13 protein-coding genes are annotated in these 17867 nt (G+C 68.1%); 5 read left to right on the top strand and 8 right to left on the bottom strand.

Translation table 11 applies throughout. From position 1 onward, the window contains the following. The first annotated feature begins 1 nt into the window (after position 1). Entirely contained in the window at positions 2 to 1930 is a 1929-nt protein-coding gene (locus RZR99_RS01480) for a S53 family peptidase (RefSeq protein WP_323117940.1), read from the top strand. 341 nt (positions 1931 to 2271) lie between these two features. Here RZR99_RS01480 and RZR99_RS01475 read toward each other — a convergent pair whose 3' ends face one another. The 3 genes from RZR99_RS01475 to RZR99_RS01465 are packed head-to-tail and all read right to left on the bottom strand — an operon-like array spanning position 2272 to position 6462. After that, positions 2272 to 3846 (bottom strand): DHA2 family efflux MFS transporter permease subunit, encoded by a 1575-nt coding sequence (locus RZR99_RS01475; protein WP_323117939.1) that lies wholly within the window; start codon positions 3844 to 3846, stop codon positions 2272 to 2274. After that, positions 3843 to 4964: an HlyD family secretion protein gene (locus RZR99_RS01470; protein ID WP_323117938.1), complete on the bottom strand. Its 1122-nt coding sequence runs from the start codon at positions 4962 to 4964 to the stop codon at positions 3843 to 3845. The genes RZR99_RS01475 and RZR99_RS01470 overlap by 4 nt, the downstream gene beginning before the upstream one ends. Positions 4965 to 5016: 52 nt before the next feature. Beyond that, positions 5017 to 6462 carry a TolC family protein gene (locus RZR99_RS01465; protein ID WP_323117937.1) on the bottom strand — a complete coding sequence of 482 codons (1446 nt, stop codon included), beginning with the start codon at positions 6460 to 6462 and terminating at the stop codon, positions 5017 to 5019. Positions 6463 to 6581: 119 nt separating this feature from the next. Here RZR99_RS01465 and RZR99_RS01460 point away from each other — a divergent pair, with 119 nt between their 5' ends. Both RZR99_RS01460 and RZR99_RS01455 read left to right on the top strand, forming a co-directional pair. Then, positions 6582 to 7355, top strand: a complete 774-nt coding sequence (locus RZR99_RS01460) for an AraC family transcriptional regulator (RefSeq protein WP_323117936.1) — start codon at positions 6582 to 6584, stop codon at positions 7353 to 7355. A 116-nt stretch (positions 7356 to 7471) separates the two neighbouring features. Then, on the top strand, positions 7472 to 8428 hold the full coding sequence (locus RZR99_RS01455; protein WP_323117935.1) for a LysR family transcriptional regulator: 957 nt from the start codon (positions 7472 to 7474) through the stop codon (positions 8426 to 8428). 35 nt (positions 8429 to 8463) lie between these two features. Here the strand turns inward: RZR99_RS01455 and RZR99_RS01450 are convergent, their stop codons facing one another. Genes RZR99_RS01450 through RZR99_RS01430 form a run of 5 tightly spaced genes read right to left on the bottom strand, consistent with a single transcriptional unit; the run spans position 8464 to position 14662 of the window. Beyond that, a complete protein-coding gene (locus RZR99_RS01450; RefSeq protein WP_323117934.1) occupies positions 8464 to 8952 on the bottom strand; it encodes an SRPBCC family protein in 489 nt (162 codons plus the stop codon). A 44-nt stretch (positions 8953 to 8996) separates the two neighbouring features. Then, on the bottom strand, positions 8997 to 12560 hold the full coding sequence (locus RZR99_RS01445) for an amino acid adenylation domain-containing protein (protein WP_323117933.1): 3564 nt from the start codon (positions 12558 to 12560) through the stop codon (positions 8997 to 8999). Positions 12561 to 12570: 10 nt separating this feature from the next. After that, positions 12571 to 13497, bottom strand: a complete 927-nt coding sequence (locus tag RZR99_RS01440) for a diiron oxygenase (protein ID WP_323117932.1) — start codon at positions 13495 to 13497, stop codon at positions 12571 to 12573. Between the two features lie 11 nt (positions 13498 to 13508). Continuing rightward, a complete protein-coding gene (locus RZR99_RS01435; RefSeq protein ID WP_323117931.1) occupies positions 13509 to 13883 on the bottom strand; it encodes a cupin domain-containing protein in 375 nt (124 codons plus the stop codon). Continuing rightward, entirely contained in the window at positions 13880 to 14662 is a 783-nt protein-coding gene (locus tag RZR99_RS01430; RefSeq protein ID WP_323117930.1) for a DUF3050 domain-containing protein, read from the bottom strand. The genes RZR99_RS01435 and RZR99_RS01430 overlap by 4 nt, the downstream gene beginning before the upstream one ends. Positions 14663 to 15071: 409 nt before the next feature. Here RZR99_RS01430 and RZR99_RS01425 point away from each other — a divergent pair, with 409 nt between their 5' ends. Beyond that, positions 15072 to 16430, top strand: coding sequence for a condensation domain-containing protein (locus RZR99_RS01425; protein ID WP_323117929.1), 1359 nt, complete (start codon positions 15072 to 15074; stop codon positions 16428 to 16430). An 81-nt stretch (positions 16431 to 16511) separates the two neighbouring features. Then, positions 16512 to 17858: an aspartate aminotransferase family protein gene (locus RZR99_RS01420; protein ID WP_323117928.1), complete on the top strand. Its 1347-nt coding sequence runs from the start codon at positions 16512 to 16514 to the stop codon at positions 17856 to 17858. Positions 17859 to 17867: the final 9 nt, after the last annotated feature.

The following is a 17867-nucleotide window of genomic DNA, read 5'->3' as shown; positions in this document are numbered from 1 at the left end:
CATGCAGAAAACCAAGCACGCCGTTCGTCAAACGTCCAAGCGCCTCACGCTCGCCCTGCTGCCGCTCGCGATCGCGTCGACCCTGCTCCCGCTGTCCGCCCGCGCGGCATCCGACTGGGTGTCCACCCATACCAGCGCCTTCCTGGTGCCCAATGCGCCGGCGGCGCCGGCCGCCAGCGGCGCCGCGCGAGCCCGGACCGCATCGGACGCCGCCGCCGGCTACACGCTCAACAGTACCGGCACGCCCGAGCTGGCCAACTCGGCCGTGACGCCGCTCGAACTGAGCCAGCCGCTGCACATCACCGTTTCGCTGAAAAGCCGTAACGAAGCCCAGCTCGACGCCTTCCTGAAGGAAGTCAACGATCCGCAAAGCGCGAACTACCAGAAGTTCCTGACGCCGGCCGAATTCAAGGCGCGCTTCGCGCCGACGGATGCGCAGGTCCAGGCCGTGGTCGACCACCTGAAGGCAAGCGGCTTCAGCAACATCGACGTGTCGGCCAACAACCAGCTGGTCACGGCGGACGGCAACGCGACCAACGTCCAAACCGCCTTCCACGCGACCATCAAGCGCTTCACCTACAAGGGCAAGCCGGTGTACGCGAACGACTCGGCCGCGCTGGTTCCGTCGTCGCTGGGGCCGATCGTGAATTCCGTGCTCGGCCTGCAGAACGCCGTCACGCCGCATCCGTATCTCTACCGCGCCGCAAACGTCGGCGCCGACGCGGCCAAGGCGGCGGCGGGCTCGCAGGCCGCCCACCAGCCGACCGATTTCGCGAAGATCTACAACGCCAGCAGCCTGCCCGCCGCGACCAACACCACGGTCGGCATCATCACCTGGGGCGACGTGAGCCAGGTCATCAAGGATCTCGACATCTTCACGAAGAACGCGGGCCTGCCGACCACCAGCACCAAGACCGTCAAGGCGGGAACCGGCACCTTCGCCGCCAGCGACCCGGGCGAATGGGATCTCGACAGCCAGGACATCATCGGCACGTCCGGCGGCGTCAAGCAGCTGATCCTCTACACGGGGGCCAACGGCGATAGCCGGGACAGCGCGGTGACCGAAGGCACGATCGCGACCATCATCACCAAGGCCGTCACCGACAACGAAGCCAAGATCATCAACGTCTCGCTCGGCGAGGACGAAACCGCGGCGAACGCCACCGGCGCGGTCAAGACCACCGACGCGGCCTTCAAGCAGGCGGTCGCGCAAGGCCAGATCTTCTCCGTGTCGTCGGGCGACGCAGGCGTCTATCAGTGGTCCTATTCGCCGCAGGGTCAACCCGGCGTCGTGGGCACGAACAGCGGCGGCGGCGTCAAGACCACCGTCGACCTGTCGAAATACAGCGTGTCCTGGCCCGCGCATTCGCCGAACGTCGTCGCGGTCGGCGGCACCACGCTGTCGACCACCAACAAGACCACCTGGAGCGGCGAAACCGTCTGGAACGAAGGGCTGGCCTACGCGGACGTCGACGACCAGGGCAACCTGCTCGACTACGACGTGCGCCTCTGGGCCACCGGCGGCGGCGTGAGCCAGTTCGAAGCGGCGCCGGCCTGGCAAACCGCCGCGCTCGGCAGCTCGATCACCAAGCGGGTGCTGCCGGACGTCTCGTTCGACGCGGCGCAAGCGTCGGGGGCCTACCTGGTCTTCAAGGGCAAGACCGGCTACGGGCCGGTCGGCGGCACCAGCCTGGCTTCGCCGATCTTCGTGGGCGGCTTCGCGCGCGTCCTGTCCGCGCACAACAACAGCATCGGGCTGCCGACGTCGGGTTTCTACAAGACGTTCGCCACCGACAAGACCGTGCTGCATGACGTCACGTCGGGCAACAACGGCTACAGCGGCCACGGCTACAGCGCGAAGTCGGGCTGGGATTACGCGACGGGCTACGGCAGCCTGGACTTCGGCAAGCTCAGCGCGACCTACAAGTAATCATCGCCGGACGGCACCCCGCCGCGCCCTCCGGGCAAAGCGGGGCCGCGATGCCGGCGGCGCCGCGCCGGGCGTCTCGACCGTCGTGCGGGTCGCGGACGGCCCGCCCTTCGCGCTCCCCTTCGGGGCGCGTCGAACGACGGGTGTCGCCTCGGAACGACACCGCGCGACGCGCACAAATGAAAGCCGCGGCCGGCGCAATACCGGTCGCGGCTTTTTCCTGCTGGCCCTCGGATAGTACGGCCGGCATGCCGGCCCGCCGTCGATTTAGCGGCGTTCATCTGCCGGGGCGACACGTGCCGCCTGCCGCGCGGCCGCCATCGTCCCGGCGGATTGCTGGTTCAGGCGGTCTTGCGCCGCCCTCGCAACACGAATGCGCCTCCCGTACACGCGATCATCACCACCCCCGCGATCAGAAACGTATCGCTGTACGCCATCAGCAGCGCCTCGCGCATCACCCGCTGATTGATCAGACCGAGCGCCAGCTCGTGCACGCCGCCGTACGCGGTGCCGGGCAGCGCATCGGCGCGGTCGACGTGAACCCGCGACAGAATGCGCGCGAGCATCGCCATGCGCTCCTGGAACGCCTCGGAAAACGGCGAAACCGCTTCGCCGATCCGCATCGCGTGCAGCTTCTGCCGCTCCACGACGATCTGGCTCGCGATCGCGATGCCGATCGCGCCGCCGACGTTGCGCACCATGTTGAACACGCCCGACGCCGAGCCAAGCTGCGACTTTTCCATGCCGTCGACCGCCATCACCGCCAGCGCGATCACGACGAACGCCTGCCCGATCCCGCGCACGATCAGCGATGGCACGATCACGTTCGATCCGGCATTGGTATCCAGATGGATGTTCATCAGGCAGCCGGCGGAGACCAGCGCGAATCCCGCGACGATCACGAGGCGCGGACTCACGCGGCGCATCAGCGGCGGCGTGAGGAACGACATCGCGAACTGCACGAGCCCGTAGGGAATCATCGCCATGCCGATGTCGCGCGCGCTGTAGCCCTGCAGTTCCGCGAAGTAGTTCGGCACGAGGAACACCACGCCGAACACGACCGCGCCGAACAGAAACTGCATCAGGCTCGCGATGCCGAAGTTGTAGCGGCCCAGCAGCCGCAGATTGATGAACGGCTCGGCGCGCCGCAGCTCGATCACCACGAACGCGACGAGCCCGACGGCCGCGACGATCGCGAGCTGGACGATCATGCTCGACGCGAACCAGTCCTTGCGCCCCCCCTCCTCCAGCACGATCTGCAACGCGCTCAACCCGATCGCCATCGTCGCGATGCCGAACCAGTCGGCATTGCGCAGCCGCGACAGGTGCGCGGGGACCGCCGGAATCGCCCAGCCGATCGCCGCGATCAGCGCGATCGCGGGCGGGATCTGCAGATAGAAGATCCAGCGCCACGAATACATGTCGGTGAGATAGCCGCCGATCGACGGCCCCGCGGCCTGCGCGACGTTGTTCGCGATCGCGAACAGCGCCATCCCGAACGGATGGCGCGACGGCGGCAGTTCGGTGACGATCAGTTGGAACGACAGCGGGATCAGCACGCCGCCGAACGCGCCCTGCAGCGCGCGCGCGACGATCATGGTCGAGATGCTCGGCGCGACCGAGCACGCGAGGGAAAACAGCAGGAAGCCCGACGCGCCCACCAGCAGCACGCGGCGCGCGGAGAACACCTGCACGAGCCAGCCCGTCAGCGGGATCACGACGATCTCGGCGACCAGGTAGGCCGTGGTGATCCACGACCCTTCCTCGAAGCTCGCGCCGAGCGAGCCGCGAATGTCGGGCAGCGACGCGTTGGTCACATGGACGTTCATGCCGGCCATGAAACAGCCGAACACCCCGCCCAGCACCGCCACCCAGGACCGCAGCGAGACCTGCTCGTCGTGTGCGACCGCCGTCACGAACGCTCTCCCGACGGGCCGCGCGTATCGACTCGCGCGATCACCGACATGCCGGGCCGCAGTACCAGCCCGTCCTGCGGCAGCCCGTCGAAGCGGATCTTGACCGGCACGCGCTGCACGACCTTCGTGAAGTTGCCGGTCGCGTTGTCGGGCGGCAGCAGCGCGAATTCCGCGCCCGAGCCGGGCGACAGGCCGAGCACCTTGCCGTGCAGCGTGTGGCCGGAGTAGGTGTCGACGTCGATCTCGACCGGCTGGCCGATCCGCATCGCGCCGAGCTGGGTTTCCTTGAAGTTCGCGACCACGTACACGTCGGTGATGGGCACGACGGCGAGCAGCGGCATGCCGGTCTCGACGTACTGGCCGGGACGCACGCTGCGCTGGCCGACCATCCCGTCGCGGGTGGCGCGGATCACCGTATGCTCGAGATCGAGTTTCACGAGTTCGAGCTTCGCCTGGGCGGCGGCGAGCTGCGCGCGCGCCTGCTCGATCGCCGCGGCGCTCTGCACGCGGCGCTTGCGCAGCACCTCCTGCTGGTCCGTCTGCGCATGGACGGCGGCGGCGGTGCGCGCCAGCTCCGCGCGCGCTTTCAGCGCATCCGCGCGCGCCTGCTCCCAGCGCTGGCCGCTGGCCGCCTCCTCGGCGAGCAGCTGCTTGTAGCGCGTCGCGTCGGCGTCGCGGCGCGACACTTCGGCCTGCGCGGCCATCGAGTCGGCATTCGCCTGCTCGATCACGCTGCGCTGCTGGCCGATCTGCGCGTCGAGCGTCGCCGCGGCCGCCTGTTCCGCCTGCAGCGTGGCCGCCGCCGCCTCGACCGCCGCCTGCGCGTTGTCGACCTTGGCGCGATAGTCGCGGTTGTCGAGCGTGACGAGCACGTCGCCGCGTTTCACCTGCTGGTTGTCGTCGACCGACACGCTCGCGACATAACCGGAGACGCGTGGACTCACGGTCACGATGTCGGCGCGGACGTAGGCGTCATCGGTGCTTTCGATGAAGCGCCCGACCACCCACCAGCGCCAGCCGAAGATGGCGATCGCGACGATCAGCAGGCCGCTGCCCGCGACGATCCAGTGGCGCTTCGTGAGCCGGGCATTTTTTTCAGGTACGACAGTGGTGCTCATGATGATAGTTCGATGAAAGCGTGCAGATTAACGGGCGGCCCACCATTACGACTTACTGCTGCCAACCGCCCCCCAGCGCCTTGAACACGGCGACCTGATCGAGCGCGACCTGCTGCGTCGACGCGGCAAGCGCCGCATCGACCGACACCAGGCTGCGCTCGGCGTCGAGCACGTCGAGAAAATCGACCGCCCCCGCCTTGTAATTCAGTTCCGCGAGCCGGAACGCGCGCGCGTGCTGCACGCGGGCCGTCTGCAGCGCGTCGCGGCGGCGCCATGACGCGCCGTACAGCGCGAGCGCCTGCTCGGTTTCCTTCAGCGCCTGCAGTACGTGGGCGTCGAACGACGCGCGGGCGGCGCGATCGTCGGCGCGCGCCTCCGCGAGTTGCGCCCGGCTCACCGCGAGATTCGGAAAACGCCAGCTGATCAACGGCCCGACGCTCCACGCCGCCGCGTACTTGTCGCCGAGCGACGACAGATGGCCGGTGGTCGACAGCAGGTTCACCGAGCCGCCCAGCGTGATCGACGGATACAGCTCGGCCGTCGCGACGCCGATCCGCGCGTTCGACGCCACCAGCCGCCGCTCCTCCTCGCGCAGATCGGGGCGCCGCTTCAGCAGCGCCGCGCCGTCGCCGACCGGGAACGGCTGCGCGAGCGCGGGCGTCGCGCTGCAATGCAGGGCCGCGTCGGGAATCGCGCCGGGCGCGCGGCCCGTCAGCACCGCCAGTTCATAGAGCGACGCGCGGCGCTGCCCCTGCAGCGTGGGCAAATCGGCGCGGGTGTCGTCGGCGAACGCGCGGGCGCGCGCCACTTCGAGTTCGGAGACGAGCCCGTGCGTGCGCTGCCGCTCGGTCAGATCCGCGATCCGCTCGGCCACCGCGAGCGAGCGTTCGGCGACGTCGATCCGCTCGCCGTAGGCGCAGGCGCGCGTATAGGCGCCCGTGGTCTCCGCCGCCACGGCGACCCGCATCGCGTCGGACGCGGCCTGCACCGCATCCGCATCGGCCTGCGCGGCGGTGACGAGATACCGCACGCGCCCCCACAGATCGACTTCCCACGACACCGCGAACGACGGCGCATAGCCCCAGCGCGACTTCGCGGTGGCGCCGGTCGCGGCCGCCACGATCTGGTCCGGCGAGTGCTTGCCGTAATCGACGCCGAACCCGAGCTTCGTATCGGGCAAGCGCGACGCGCCGGCTTCGTCGAGCACGGCGCGCGCGCGTTCGACGCGGGCCATCGCGACCGCCAGGTCGCGGTTTTGCGCAAGCGCTTCTCTCACGAGCGCGTCCAGCGCGGGGTCGCCGTACAGGCTCCACCAGCGGTCGGGCAGTGCGCCGGCGGTCGAGACCGGCGCCTGTCCGGCGGCATCGAACGGCGCTTCGCGGGCGGCATCGGCCGCGGGCGCCCGGTACGGCTCGCCGACCGAACAGGCGGCGAGCGAGGCGGTCAGCAGCAGCGCGGACGCGAGCCGCGTATGTCGGAGGCGGTGCGGCAGAGTCATCTGGAAAGGCACGTCGGGCATCGATCAATAAAAGTCGAACAAACGGTACTGTCATGTTAAGTTCGGGTCATAGAGTTGATCTCACGCGGAAGGCGCATTCATCGTCGAGAAAAAGACACATGGAAAATTTCTTTCAGTTGCTCGAACGCAAGGACAAGGACAAGCAGGTCGGCGTAGTCGCGTCCGATTCGCCGGCCGGCACCTCGTTTCCTTCGCACTCGCACCGCCAGGGGCAGTTGATCCATGCGATCTCGGGGGTGATGATCGTGCGCTCCGACGCGGGCAGCTGGGTGGTGCCGACCGGCCGCGCGGTCTGGGTGCCGGGCGGCACGCAGCACGAGATCGACACGGCGGCCGACGTGCAGATGCGCACGGTGTTCGTGGCGCCGGAGGTGCGCCCGGGCCTGCCGGACGAATGCCGGGTGATCGCGGTCAGCACGCTGCTGCGCGAACTGATCGTGACGGCGGGCGACCTGCCGCCCGACTACGATCTCGACTGCCGCACCGGCCGCGTGCTCGCGCTGATCCTCGACGAGATCGAGATCGCGCCGCCGCTGTCGCTGCACGTGCCGATGCCGCGCCATCCCGCGCTGGTCGCGCTGTGCACGCGCCTCATCAACGATCCGGCCTCGAACGTCACGCTGACCAGCTGGGCGGACGACGCGCACATGAACGAACGCACCCTCGCCCGCGCGTTCAAGCGCGAGACCGGCATGACGCACGGCGCATGGTGCCGCCATGCGCGGCTGCTGCTGAGCCTGCCGCGGCTCGCCGCCGGCACGCCGATCCTCGAACTGGCGCTCGAACACGGCTACGACAGCCCGAGCGCATTCGCCGCGATGTTCCGCAAGGCGCTCGGCGTGCCGCCCAGCGAATATTTCCGGCGCCGCTGACGCGATATTGTCATTTTCTCGACGATCGATCGACGATGCGCGCGCGCCTCGTGCCGGCGCGGCCGCTACAGTCAAGCTATCGCACTACGACTGCACGGGTCTGTCCCGTCACGCCGATGGATCTGATTCAAAGCATGCAGGCCTTCGTCACGCTGGCCGACGCGGGCAGCTTCACCGAAACGGGCAAGCAGCTCGGGCTCACGACGCCGCAGGTGAGCCGCGCGATCGCGTCCCTCGAAAGCCATCTCGGCATCCGCCTGCTCAACCGCACGACCCGCTCGATGAGCCTCACCGAGGCGGGCATGCGCTATCTCACGCGAACGCGCGACATCGTTCACGCGATCGACGCGAGCGAGCGCGAGGCGCGCGGCGCGCGCATGCATCCGCGCGGACGGCTGCGGGTGCACAGCAGCGCGAGCGTCGCCAATCATTTCGTGATCCCGCTCGCCGCGCGTTTCCAGGCGCGCTATCCGGACGTCAGCGTCGATCTCACGCTCGCGCCGAACCTGCCGAACCTGATCCGCGACAGCTACGACGTCGCGGTCGTGGCGATGCCCAGCCTGCCCGCGTCCGACCAGATCGCCATCGACGTGGGCAAGATCCACAGCGTGCTGTGCGCATCGCCCGCGTATCTCGCGCGCCACGGCGTGCCGGATTCACCTCAGGCGATCGCCGAGCATCGCTGCCTGCAGCTCGTCGCGCCCGCCTACGACGAGCGCGCGTGGACTTTCACGAACGGATCGGAGACCGAAGTGATTCCGCTCGATCCGGTGCTGACGGTGGATGTCGCGACATCGCTCGCGATCGCCGTGCGCCAGGGCATCGGCATCGGTCTGCTGCCCAGCTTCGTCGCCGCCGAGGATCTGCGCTCCGGCGCGCTGCAGCGCGTGCTGCCCGAGTACCGGCTCAACGAGATCGGCATCTTCCTGCTGTATGCGTCGCGCCAGTACCTCGACGCGAAAACGCGCGCGTGGGTCGACTTCATGAAACACGAGCTGCGCATCGCATTCGCGTACGCCCGGGATGAGGACGACGCGCCCGCCTCGGCCGCTTGCGCGGCCGAGGCGGTGTGAGCGCCGCGCGTCGGGCGGCGCGGCGCTCGCGCGCGTTACTGCTGCTTGAACAGCGCACGCAGGTTCGTCATCGCCATGTCGAGGAAGCCCGCGACGAACGCCTCGAACTCGGGCTGACGGGCGGCGCCGCCGTGCGACGGCTCGCCCGCGATGTCCCAGGTCACGGTGCAGGCGCGCTCGCCGCGCGGCTCGACGCGCATCAGCGCCCACAGATTGCCGATGTCGAACGTCGTGTAGATGAGGCTCCACGTCATCACCATCGCCTCGTCGTCGTGGCTGTTCAACTGCTCGATCACGAGATTGCCGTCCGCGAAGATCTTCCTGCGCAGCGAGCGCACGCCTTCGCCCGTCATCTCGGTGCGCTCGAGGCCGGTGATGAACTGCGAGAAGCCGGCGAAATCGCCGACCACCCGCCATGCATCGCGCGCGGGCACGTCAAGCTCGGCCGAGCCCGACACGATCGGCGTTTGCGGCGCATAGACGAGCGTCGACGGGCGGTATTCGGAAGCGGTACGTTGCAGCATGGTTTCTCCTTGGGTTAAACGTTGAATGGTCAAGCGGCCGTGCATCACCAGGCCGGTTCCGCGTCGCGCCGCTCGGCGTCCGCGTCACGCGCGGAGGCATCGGGCGACGGCAGGAAGCCGCTGTCGATCAGGTAGCCGAAATGCGCGTCGAGCAGTTGCTCGTCCTTCTCCGGATAAGCGACCCCGAGCCGGCGCAGCGCCGCTTCGGTCCGCATGTGGTCGATCGTCGACATGTCGCCGATGTCGTCCTGCCGGTCGTCGAGATAGAACGCGACGACGTCGAACAGCGCATTCGATTCGTCGATCGACAGCAGGCGCTGACGCCACGTATCCGGATCTTCCAGCGTGAGCTGGTAGCCGTGCCGCACCAGCGCGCGCATGTAGCCCGCCCAGTCGAGCGGCAGCGGGTTGTGCAGGTTGAAGACGAGATCGCGCCGCTCGCCGTCCAGCGCGCAGGCCACGATCGCCCGCGCCAGATAGTCGACGGGACTCACGTCGAACAGGCCGCCCGCATCGCCGACGAGCGGCGCGTGGCCCAGCTGCAGCGAGCCCTTCAGCAGCAGCAGGATCCGGTTGCGCCCCGGCTGGCACAGGCCGGTCGCGGTATGGCCGGTGATGTTGCCCGGGCGCATGATCGTCGCGTCGATTCCGCGTTCGGCCGCCGTCGCGACGAGGTGTTCGGACACCCACTTCGTCAGGTTGTAGCCGTTGTTCACGAACGCGGGTCCGGCGTCGGACGGGCCGGCCTCTATCAGGCGGCCCGCCGCGTCGGTCGCGCTCGCCGCGGATAGCGTCGAGACGTAGTGCAGCGCCTTGCGGCGCCCCATGCAGCAGAGGCGTAACAACGCGAGCGTGGAGCCCACGTTTTCCCCAAACAGGTACGGATAGTCGTACACGTGGTTCACGTGCGCGCCGTTGTGATAGATCGCGCCCACTTCGTCGGCGAACTTGCGCCAGAGGGCTTCGGACAGGCCCAGCCGGGGCGCGCCGAGATCGCCGCAGACCACGCGCACGCGCGGATGCCCGCACAGGTGGCCGAGGCCGTTGATGAACGCCGCCTCGTCGAGCCGGCGGCTCGCCTCCGAATCGTCGGCGCCGCGCACGACGCAGTAGACGATCTGGTTGGTGCGCGCGATCAGCTCGCTCAGCAGGAAGGTGCCGAGGAACCCGTTCGCACCGGTCAGCAGCACCGCGCCCGGGCCTTCGCCCGACGGCTGGTCCGGCGCGGGCCGGACGTCGTCGGCCAGGCGGCGATCGTCATGCACGCGCGCCGGCACGTTCGAGCCGCGCTGCAGCGAACCGTCCGTCAGCAGCGCGGCCAACGCGGCGATGGTCGGCTGCTCCATGAAGCGGGCAAGCGGCGCATTGCCGGCCAGCTCCCGCTTCACGGCGAGCATCAGCTTCGATATCAGCAGCGAATGGCCGCCCAGCTCGAAGAACGAATCCTCGCGGCCGATCTCGTCGGGTTCGAGTTCCAGCAACGCCGCCCACATCGCGCAAAGGCGCGTTTCGAGCGGGCCTTCCGGCGGCGCGTGGCTGTCGGCCGCGGCGCGCGACAGCGGCAGCTTGGCCAGCGCGGCGCGGTCGATCTTGCCGTTCGGCGTCGCGGGCAGCACGTCGAGCGCCGTCACGTCGTACGGCACCATGTAGTCCGGCAGCGCGGCCGCCAGCGCGGCGCGCAGCGCGTCGGGCGTCGCCGCCGCGCTGACCGGCTTGGCCGCGAACAGACGAATGCGCTTGCGCTCGTCGGGGACGACCGCGCACTGCCGGTAGAGCCCCGCCGCGAGCGCGGCGTTCTCGATCTCGCCCGGTTCGACGCGGAAGCCGCGGATCTTGAGCTGCGTGTCGCGGCGTCCGACATAGCGCAGCGAGCCGTCGGCATCCCAGTAGGCGATGTCGCCCGTCCGGTACATGGTCGCGCCCGCCAGCGCCTCGTCCGGCGACGCGAACGGGTCGACGACGAAGCGTTCGGCGCTCAGCTCCGGCTGCCCGAGATAACCCAGCCCGACGCCCTCGCCGGCGATGCACAGCTCGCCCTCCTCGCCGGTCAGCGCGGGACGGCCGCTCTCCGTGAGCACGTAGCAGCGCACGTTCGCGATCGGCCAGCCGATGCGGCGATTGTTGTCGCCCGGCCGCAACTGCGCGGTGGTCGCGAGCACCGTGCATTCGGTCGGTCCGTAGATGTTGTGGAAATGCCGGCCCGCGCTCCAGCGCGCGATCGTGTCGGGATCGCAGACATCGCCGCCGGTGACGAGATGCGCGAGGCTCGGCCAGTCGCTGTCCGGCAGCGCGGCCAGCAGCGCGGGCGGCAGGAACGCATGCGTGATTCGCTCCTGCGCGACGAGCGCGCTCAGCGCGTCCAGCTCGCGGCGCTGGAGATCCGTCGGCACGACGAGCGTGGCGCCCGCGAGCCAGGTCGGAAACATGTCGAGCAGCGACGCATCGAACGCGATCGTCGAGAACTGCACGACGCGCGACGTCGCATCCATCTCGACGTGCTCGCGATACCAGTGACAGAAATGCACGATGTTCCGGTGCGACAGCATCACGCCCTTCGGCACGCCCGTCGAACCGGACGTGTAGATCGCGACCGCGCAGCGCCCGGCGCGCGCGGCATCCTGCTCGATCGGCCAGGCCGGCGCCGGTTCGGCATCGGCGCGCGGATCGGCTTCGTAACGGAGGATCTCGACGTCAAGGCCGTCAAGCACGGACGGATCGAGGCTCTCGTCGGCGACGATCGCCCCGGCGCCCGATTCGCGCAGGATCATCCGCATGCGCTCGGCCGGAAACGCGGGATCGAGCGGGACATAGGTCGCACCCGCGCCCAGCACGCCGAGCAGCGCCGGGTACAACGCGACACCCTTGTCGAGCCGCACCGCGATGACGGGCGGCATCGACGGCGACTGCGCGAGATGCCGCGCGAACCGCGCCGCGCGGCCGACCAGCGCGCCGTAGGTCAGGCTGCCGTCGGCCGCCGTCAGCGCGAGCGCGTCCGGCGCGGCCGCCGCGGCGCGCGACACCATGTCGGGCAACGACGGCTCGCATGCGTAGACCGCCGCCGCGCCGTTCGACGCGTGCCAGCCGGCCAGCCGTTCGAGATCGAGTTCGATCTCGCCGGCCGCGGCGGGCGCGACGCGCGGCGCGGCGGCCGGGTCGCACAGATCGCGGGCGATCCGGCTCGCGATGTCGTGCATCAGCTCCACCGCGCACTGGCCGATCGCGTCGGCGAGATCCGCGCCGGACATGAGCGTGTCGAATTCGAGCGCGTCGTCGGCCAGCACGCGCCAGTCGCCCGCTTCGAGTTCGGTCCGCCATTCGATCCGCGCCCGGCTCGGCGCCGGCGCATCGGCCAGAATCGCGCAGCGCAGCGGCCGGGCGTCCGCGCACGGCACGGACGGATCCAGCGCGCCGCAGACGATCAGCCAGCCGGCCCGCTCGCGCAACGCCGCGGGCGCCGGCACGGGCAGCAGCAGCGCGTCGCCCGCATCCCGCAGCGGGCCGTCGCGGCCGTCGGCGATACACACGGTATGGCCGGTTTCCTCGAGGTCGGCGGCAAGCCGGGCCGCCAGGCGGGTCTGCCCGCCGATCGCAATCGTGATCGCTTTCATTGCTCGGTGCTCATAGGTAGTCGGCCAGCGCCGCGCGGGTCGGCGCGTGATCCAGCAGACCGCTCATCCGGAAGAACTGGCGGATGTTGACGATCATCGGATGCTGGCTCGTGATCGGATACGAGCCGACCATGTCGTTCGCGATCTGCGCGCGGGTCTCGGCCGGCAGGTCGAGCGCGTCGATCAGACGACGGTCGAACTGCAGCTGCAGCTCCGCGCTCAGGTATTCGCGCAGGAAACACGGCAGGCCTTCGCCGAGCGCCACGCGGGCGGTCTCGTCGATCTCGGACCAATAGAGCTTCACGAGATTGATCCAGAACGCCGAGTGACGCCCCTCGTCGGCCAGGTGATCGGCCATCACGCCCTTCACGGAGCGCTTGAGGGTGGCGTCGCGCGAGAACGCCGCGACTTCGGCCGTCACGGTGTTTTCCGAGATCGCGACGCACAGCAGCTCCATGCCGTCGCGATACTGCGGGCCGACCCGCTCCACCGCGCGCGGAATCGCGCGCGACAGCTCGATCTCGCCGTTGGGCGGGAGCGGCGCGATGCCGCTCGTCGACTCCACCTGGCTCAGATAGTCCATCGCGACGTACGCGTGATAGTCCTCGTCGATCACGACGGTCATCGCGTCCTGCCGGCAGGCGAACGGGAAATCGTGCGCGAAGCGGCCGCGCGCGATGCGAAGCGCGGTTGCGTTGACGATCTCCGTTTCGAAGATGATCACGTCGTTGATGTACTTGTAGAAGCTTTGCAGCAGCACGAAGTCGCGTACCGCGTCGCCCGCGTCGACGATCGCGGGATGCGCGCACAGCGGCTGCCGCTCGATCGGGTAGTAGCTGAGCTCGTCGTCCTCGACGACGCGCCGCGGTCGCGAACGGACCGTCGCGCGCGCCTCCCAGCGGTCGACGTGACTCACGTATTTCTCTGTGATCGTCATCGTGTTTCCTCTCAGGTGCCGTAATAGTGGATTTCAAGCAGCACGCAGCCGGCCTCGCTGCCGAACGGGCCATGCTGGGTGCCGGCGGGCCGCACGAAGTAGCTGCCTTCCTCGTAGCGCTCGCGACGCTCCAGCGTGACGCTGTCGAGCCGGCTCTGGTCGCCGCTCACGAGGTAGACCTCCTCGTGATAGTCGTGCAGGAACGGCACGCGCGTTTGCGCGCCCTCCCCGAAGCGCACGATCCGCGTGCGGACGCCGCGCTTCGCACGCTCGTCGAGCGTGTCGACGAGCACCACCTGATCGATGCCGGCGTCGAAGTGCGGCGGATGCTCCCAGTGCAGCTGCGTCAGATCGACGAGCCGCTCCGTCAGCACAGTGGCGTTCATGCCGTCACCACGTTGCGCGTCTGATCGAGATGCGCGAGCAGCCCGTCCCACAGCTGCATGCGTTCGTCGATCGCTTCGAGACCGGCCGACAGCGCCTGTTCGAGACGCGCCGCATCGCCGTCCGCCGCTTCGCGGATCATGGCTTGCGCGGCCGGACCGTGCTCGCCGGAATCCACTTCGATGTGGCGGTCGAGGTAGTACACGAGCAGCGGAATCGACGAGCGCTCGATCTTCCATTCGTCGAGCAGCGTGCGGAACATGTCGGGAATGACGTTCTCGCGGCCATAGAAGAAGTTGCCGAGCACCTGGTGCGTCGCACCGTTCGTGCAGGTCGCCATCGTCGCCTCGACGAAGCGGACCACCGGCGCCGGCGCGTCGACGGCCTTCAATGCCGCGGATACCGAGAAACCGGAGCGCAGCAGCGAGATCATTTCCTCGATGCGCGACGTCGATGCGCCCACATCGCGCATCGCGTGCAGATACAGGTCGAAATGGCTCATATAGCCGCGCGGCGTTTCATCCGACTCTTCGCCGAGCACGATTTCGTTGATGAGGCGCGCGGCATTGATATTGCGCGGAGCGATCCACGGTACCGAAACCGTCGTCAGGTCGAGTTGCAGGCGTTTGACGAGGGACATGAAATCCCACACGGCAAACACGTGCCATTCCATGAACACGCGCAGTTCTTCCACCGTACGGATCGATCCGAACACCGGATGATGCGCGAGTCGCTCGTGCTGCTCAGCGATTTTCCCTTCCAGCAATTCCAGTTGATTCACAGCACTCTCCTTATGGCTTCCGCCTTGCTTCCACCGGCGATGCACCGGCGGAAATCGCTTAAAAAACCTCTCGTGTCTTTTTCGCACATCCGCCGAAAAAGGCGTCTCGATATGCGGATGAGATGCTAAATAGGTTTATCAGTGGGCGCCTATTCAAATCGGACATTTCCATATCATTTCCAGACCAGACGAAATACGCGCCTCCAGAAACCTTTCTCGACAACGTTTTCGGGAAATACTCAAGGTATGAGGGGTGCAATTGACAGCCGAGCTTTTCATTGATTAGGATACGCCCGGCCAATTGGACGATAAAACCTTATAAAAATCAGGCAATATTATTAATTCGTGGATTCATTGTTCTTTTTTTCAGAAACAAAATCAACCGGATTGAAATTTCCAGGAGAACGCCGTGCCTGTATCGCCGCTGAAATTACCCCTTTCCGCTCCTCAGCTCGATTTCTGGGAAGCCGCCTGCGGGTATGCCGCGCCTTCCACGAATATCTATGCGGCCGAATACATCGAGATTCGCGGTTCGCTTGATCGGGTGCTCCTCGAACGCGCGCTGCGACAGGGCATTCGCGAAGCCCAGACGCTGCACACGGTGCGTATCGTCGAAGTGGACGGCGCACCGGTGCGCGAGCTGGACGCCGCGCTGGCCGATGCCTGGACGCTCGAGTACGCCGATCTCGCCGGCGAGCCGGACGCCCACGCCGTCGCGCTCGCCGACATGCGCGCCCATCTCGCCAGCCTGACCGTGCTCGCGCACGGGCCGTTCTTCCGCTACAAGCTGTTCCGCATCGCGCCCGACCGGCATTACTGGTATTACGGCTACGCGCACATCCTGATCGACGGCTATTCGGTCACCCTGCTCACGTCGCGCATCGCCGACATCTACAACGCGCTCACGGCCGGCACCGAACCGGCGCCCGTGAACTTCGGCACGCTGGCCGAGCTGCTGGAAGACGAGCGGGCCTACCGGTCCTCCCCGCAATACGCGGAGGACCGGCGCTACTGGCTCGAGCGGTTCGCCGACCAGCCCCGCACCGTCACGCTTGCCGGACCGGCGCTGCTCCCCGAGCGCGAGGGGCTGGCCGATCTCCGCGAGACGCGCATCGTCTCGAGCGAGGAGCGCGCCCGCATCGAGCACGTCGCGAAACAGCTGTTCAACTCGACGGTGCCGAGGCTCTTCACCGCGTTGACCGCGGCGTATCTGTTCCTGCAAACAGGCGCGCACGACATCATCCTGTCGGTCGCGGCGATGTCGCGCACGTCGCCGCGCGAGCGGCGCACCCCGAGCGAAATGGCGAACATGCTGCCGCTGCGGCTCTATGTCGAGCCGAGCCACACGCTCGACGACCTGTGCCGGCAAGCCCATCGCGAAATGGGCGAACTGAGCCGCCACCAGCGCTACCGGATGGGCGACCTGCATCGCGAACTGACCTCGCTCGACAACGGCCAGGGCGTATTCGGTCCCGAGATCAACATCATGTCGTTCGACTTCGACCTGCGCTTCGGCGACTGCACCCTGACGCCGCACAACCTCGCCGTCGGCACCACGGACGATTTCATGGTCAACCTGATCGACCGCCGCAACGGCGATCCGCTCCGCTTCGATTTCGACGCCAGCCCGCAGTACTACCGGCGCGACGAACTGAACGCCCACGTCACCCGGTTCCTGACGTTCATGCGCGCCGCGCTCGACGATCCGTTCGCGCCGCTCGGCAGCCTCGGCGCGCTCGATCCGCAATCCGCCGTACTCGCCGACTGAAAGTCTCGGCCGTTTTCCGCGTCATCTGCTCCATCTGCGTCGAATGGCGCCCCTATCAACGTCTCATTACGGAGTTTTGTCATGTCGTATTCCGAATCGCGTTTCTGGCATCCGCGTCAGCACCCGCTCGCCGCCAGCCGCCCGCCCGTGCGCATCGTCCGCGGCGAAGGCTGCTATCTGTACGACGACACCGGACGGCCGCTCCTCGACGCCGTCGCCTCGCTGTTCAACGTCTATGTCGGCCACGGCCGCGCGGAAATCAAGGAAGCGATCGTCAAGCAGCTCGACGAGCTTGAATATCACCCGGTGTTCGCGGGTTTCAGCCATCCGCGCGCCGAGGAACTGTCGAGCCGCATCGTCGGCATGCTGCAGCCGGAGGACATGCGTCGGGTAATCTTCGGCTCAGGCGGCTCCGACGCCGTCGAGGCGGCGCTGATGATCGCGCGTCAATACTGGAAGGTGGTCGGCCAGCCGGAGCGCACCAAGTTCATCGCGCTGCGCCAGGCCTACCACGGCTCGCACTTCGGCGGAAACTCGGTGACCGGCAACACCGCGTACCGGCGCAACTACGAGCCGATGCTCTCCGGCTGCTTCCACGTCGAGACGCCGTGGATCTACCGCAACCCGTTCACGCAGGATCCCGAGGAGCTCGGGCGCCTGTGCGCCGCGCTCGTCGAACGCGAAATCGTGTTCCAGGGTCCGGACACGGTCGCCGCGTTCATCGCCGAACCGGTCCAGGGAACGGGCGGCATCATCGTCCCGCCGGCCAACTACTGGCCGCTCGTGCGCGAGGTCTGCGATCGCCACGGCGTGCTGCTGATCGCCGACGAGGTCGTCACGGGCTTCGGCCGCACCGGTTCGCTGTTCGGCAGCCGCGGCTGGGGCGTCGCGCCCGACATCATGTGTCTCGCGAAGGGCGTGTCGTCCGGCTACCTGCCGCTCGGAGCGACCGTGCTCAATCGGCGCATCGAGGACGCGTTCGCCGCGAACCCGGCCGGCATCGGCACGCTGATGCACGGCTACACGTACGCGGGCCACCCGATCGTCTGCGCGGCCGCGCTGGCCAACCTGCAGATCATCGTCGACGAGGATCTGACCGGCAACGCGGCGCGCGAAGGCGCGTATCTGCTCGAACGCCTGCAGCCGCTCGTCGATCGCTATCCGGCGGTCGGCGACGTGCGCGGCAAGGGCCTGCTCGTCGGCATCGACCTCGTGAAGGACAAGGCGAGCCGCGAGCCGATCGATCCGTCCGACGGCTACGCGGCGGCGCTTGCCGACGCGACGCGCGACGCCGGCGTGCTGATCCGCTCGCTCGGCAACCGCCTGGCGATCGCGCCGCCCCTCGTCATCAACCGCAAGGAAGTCGACGAGATCGTGCACGCGATCAACCTGGCGTTCGAGCGGGTGCCGCGACCCAAGGCAGTCTGAGCCGCGCAT

The organism is Burkholderia alba (genome assembly GCF_034721475.1).
Lineage (GTDB): Bacteria > Pseudomonadota > Gammaproteobacteria > Burkholderiales > Burkholderiaceae > Burkholderia > Burkholderia alba.
Note: the sequence above shows the minus strand (reverse complement) of the source record. Positions and strands in the feature narration are given on the sequence as shown.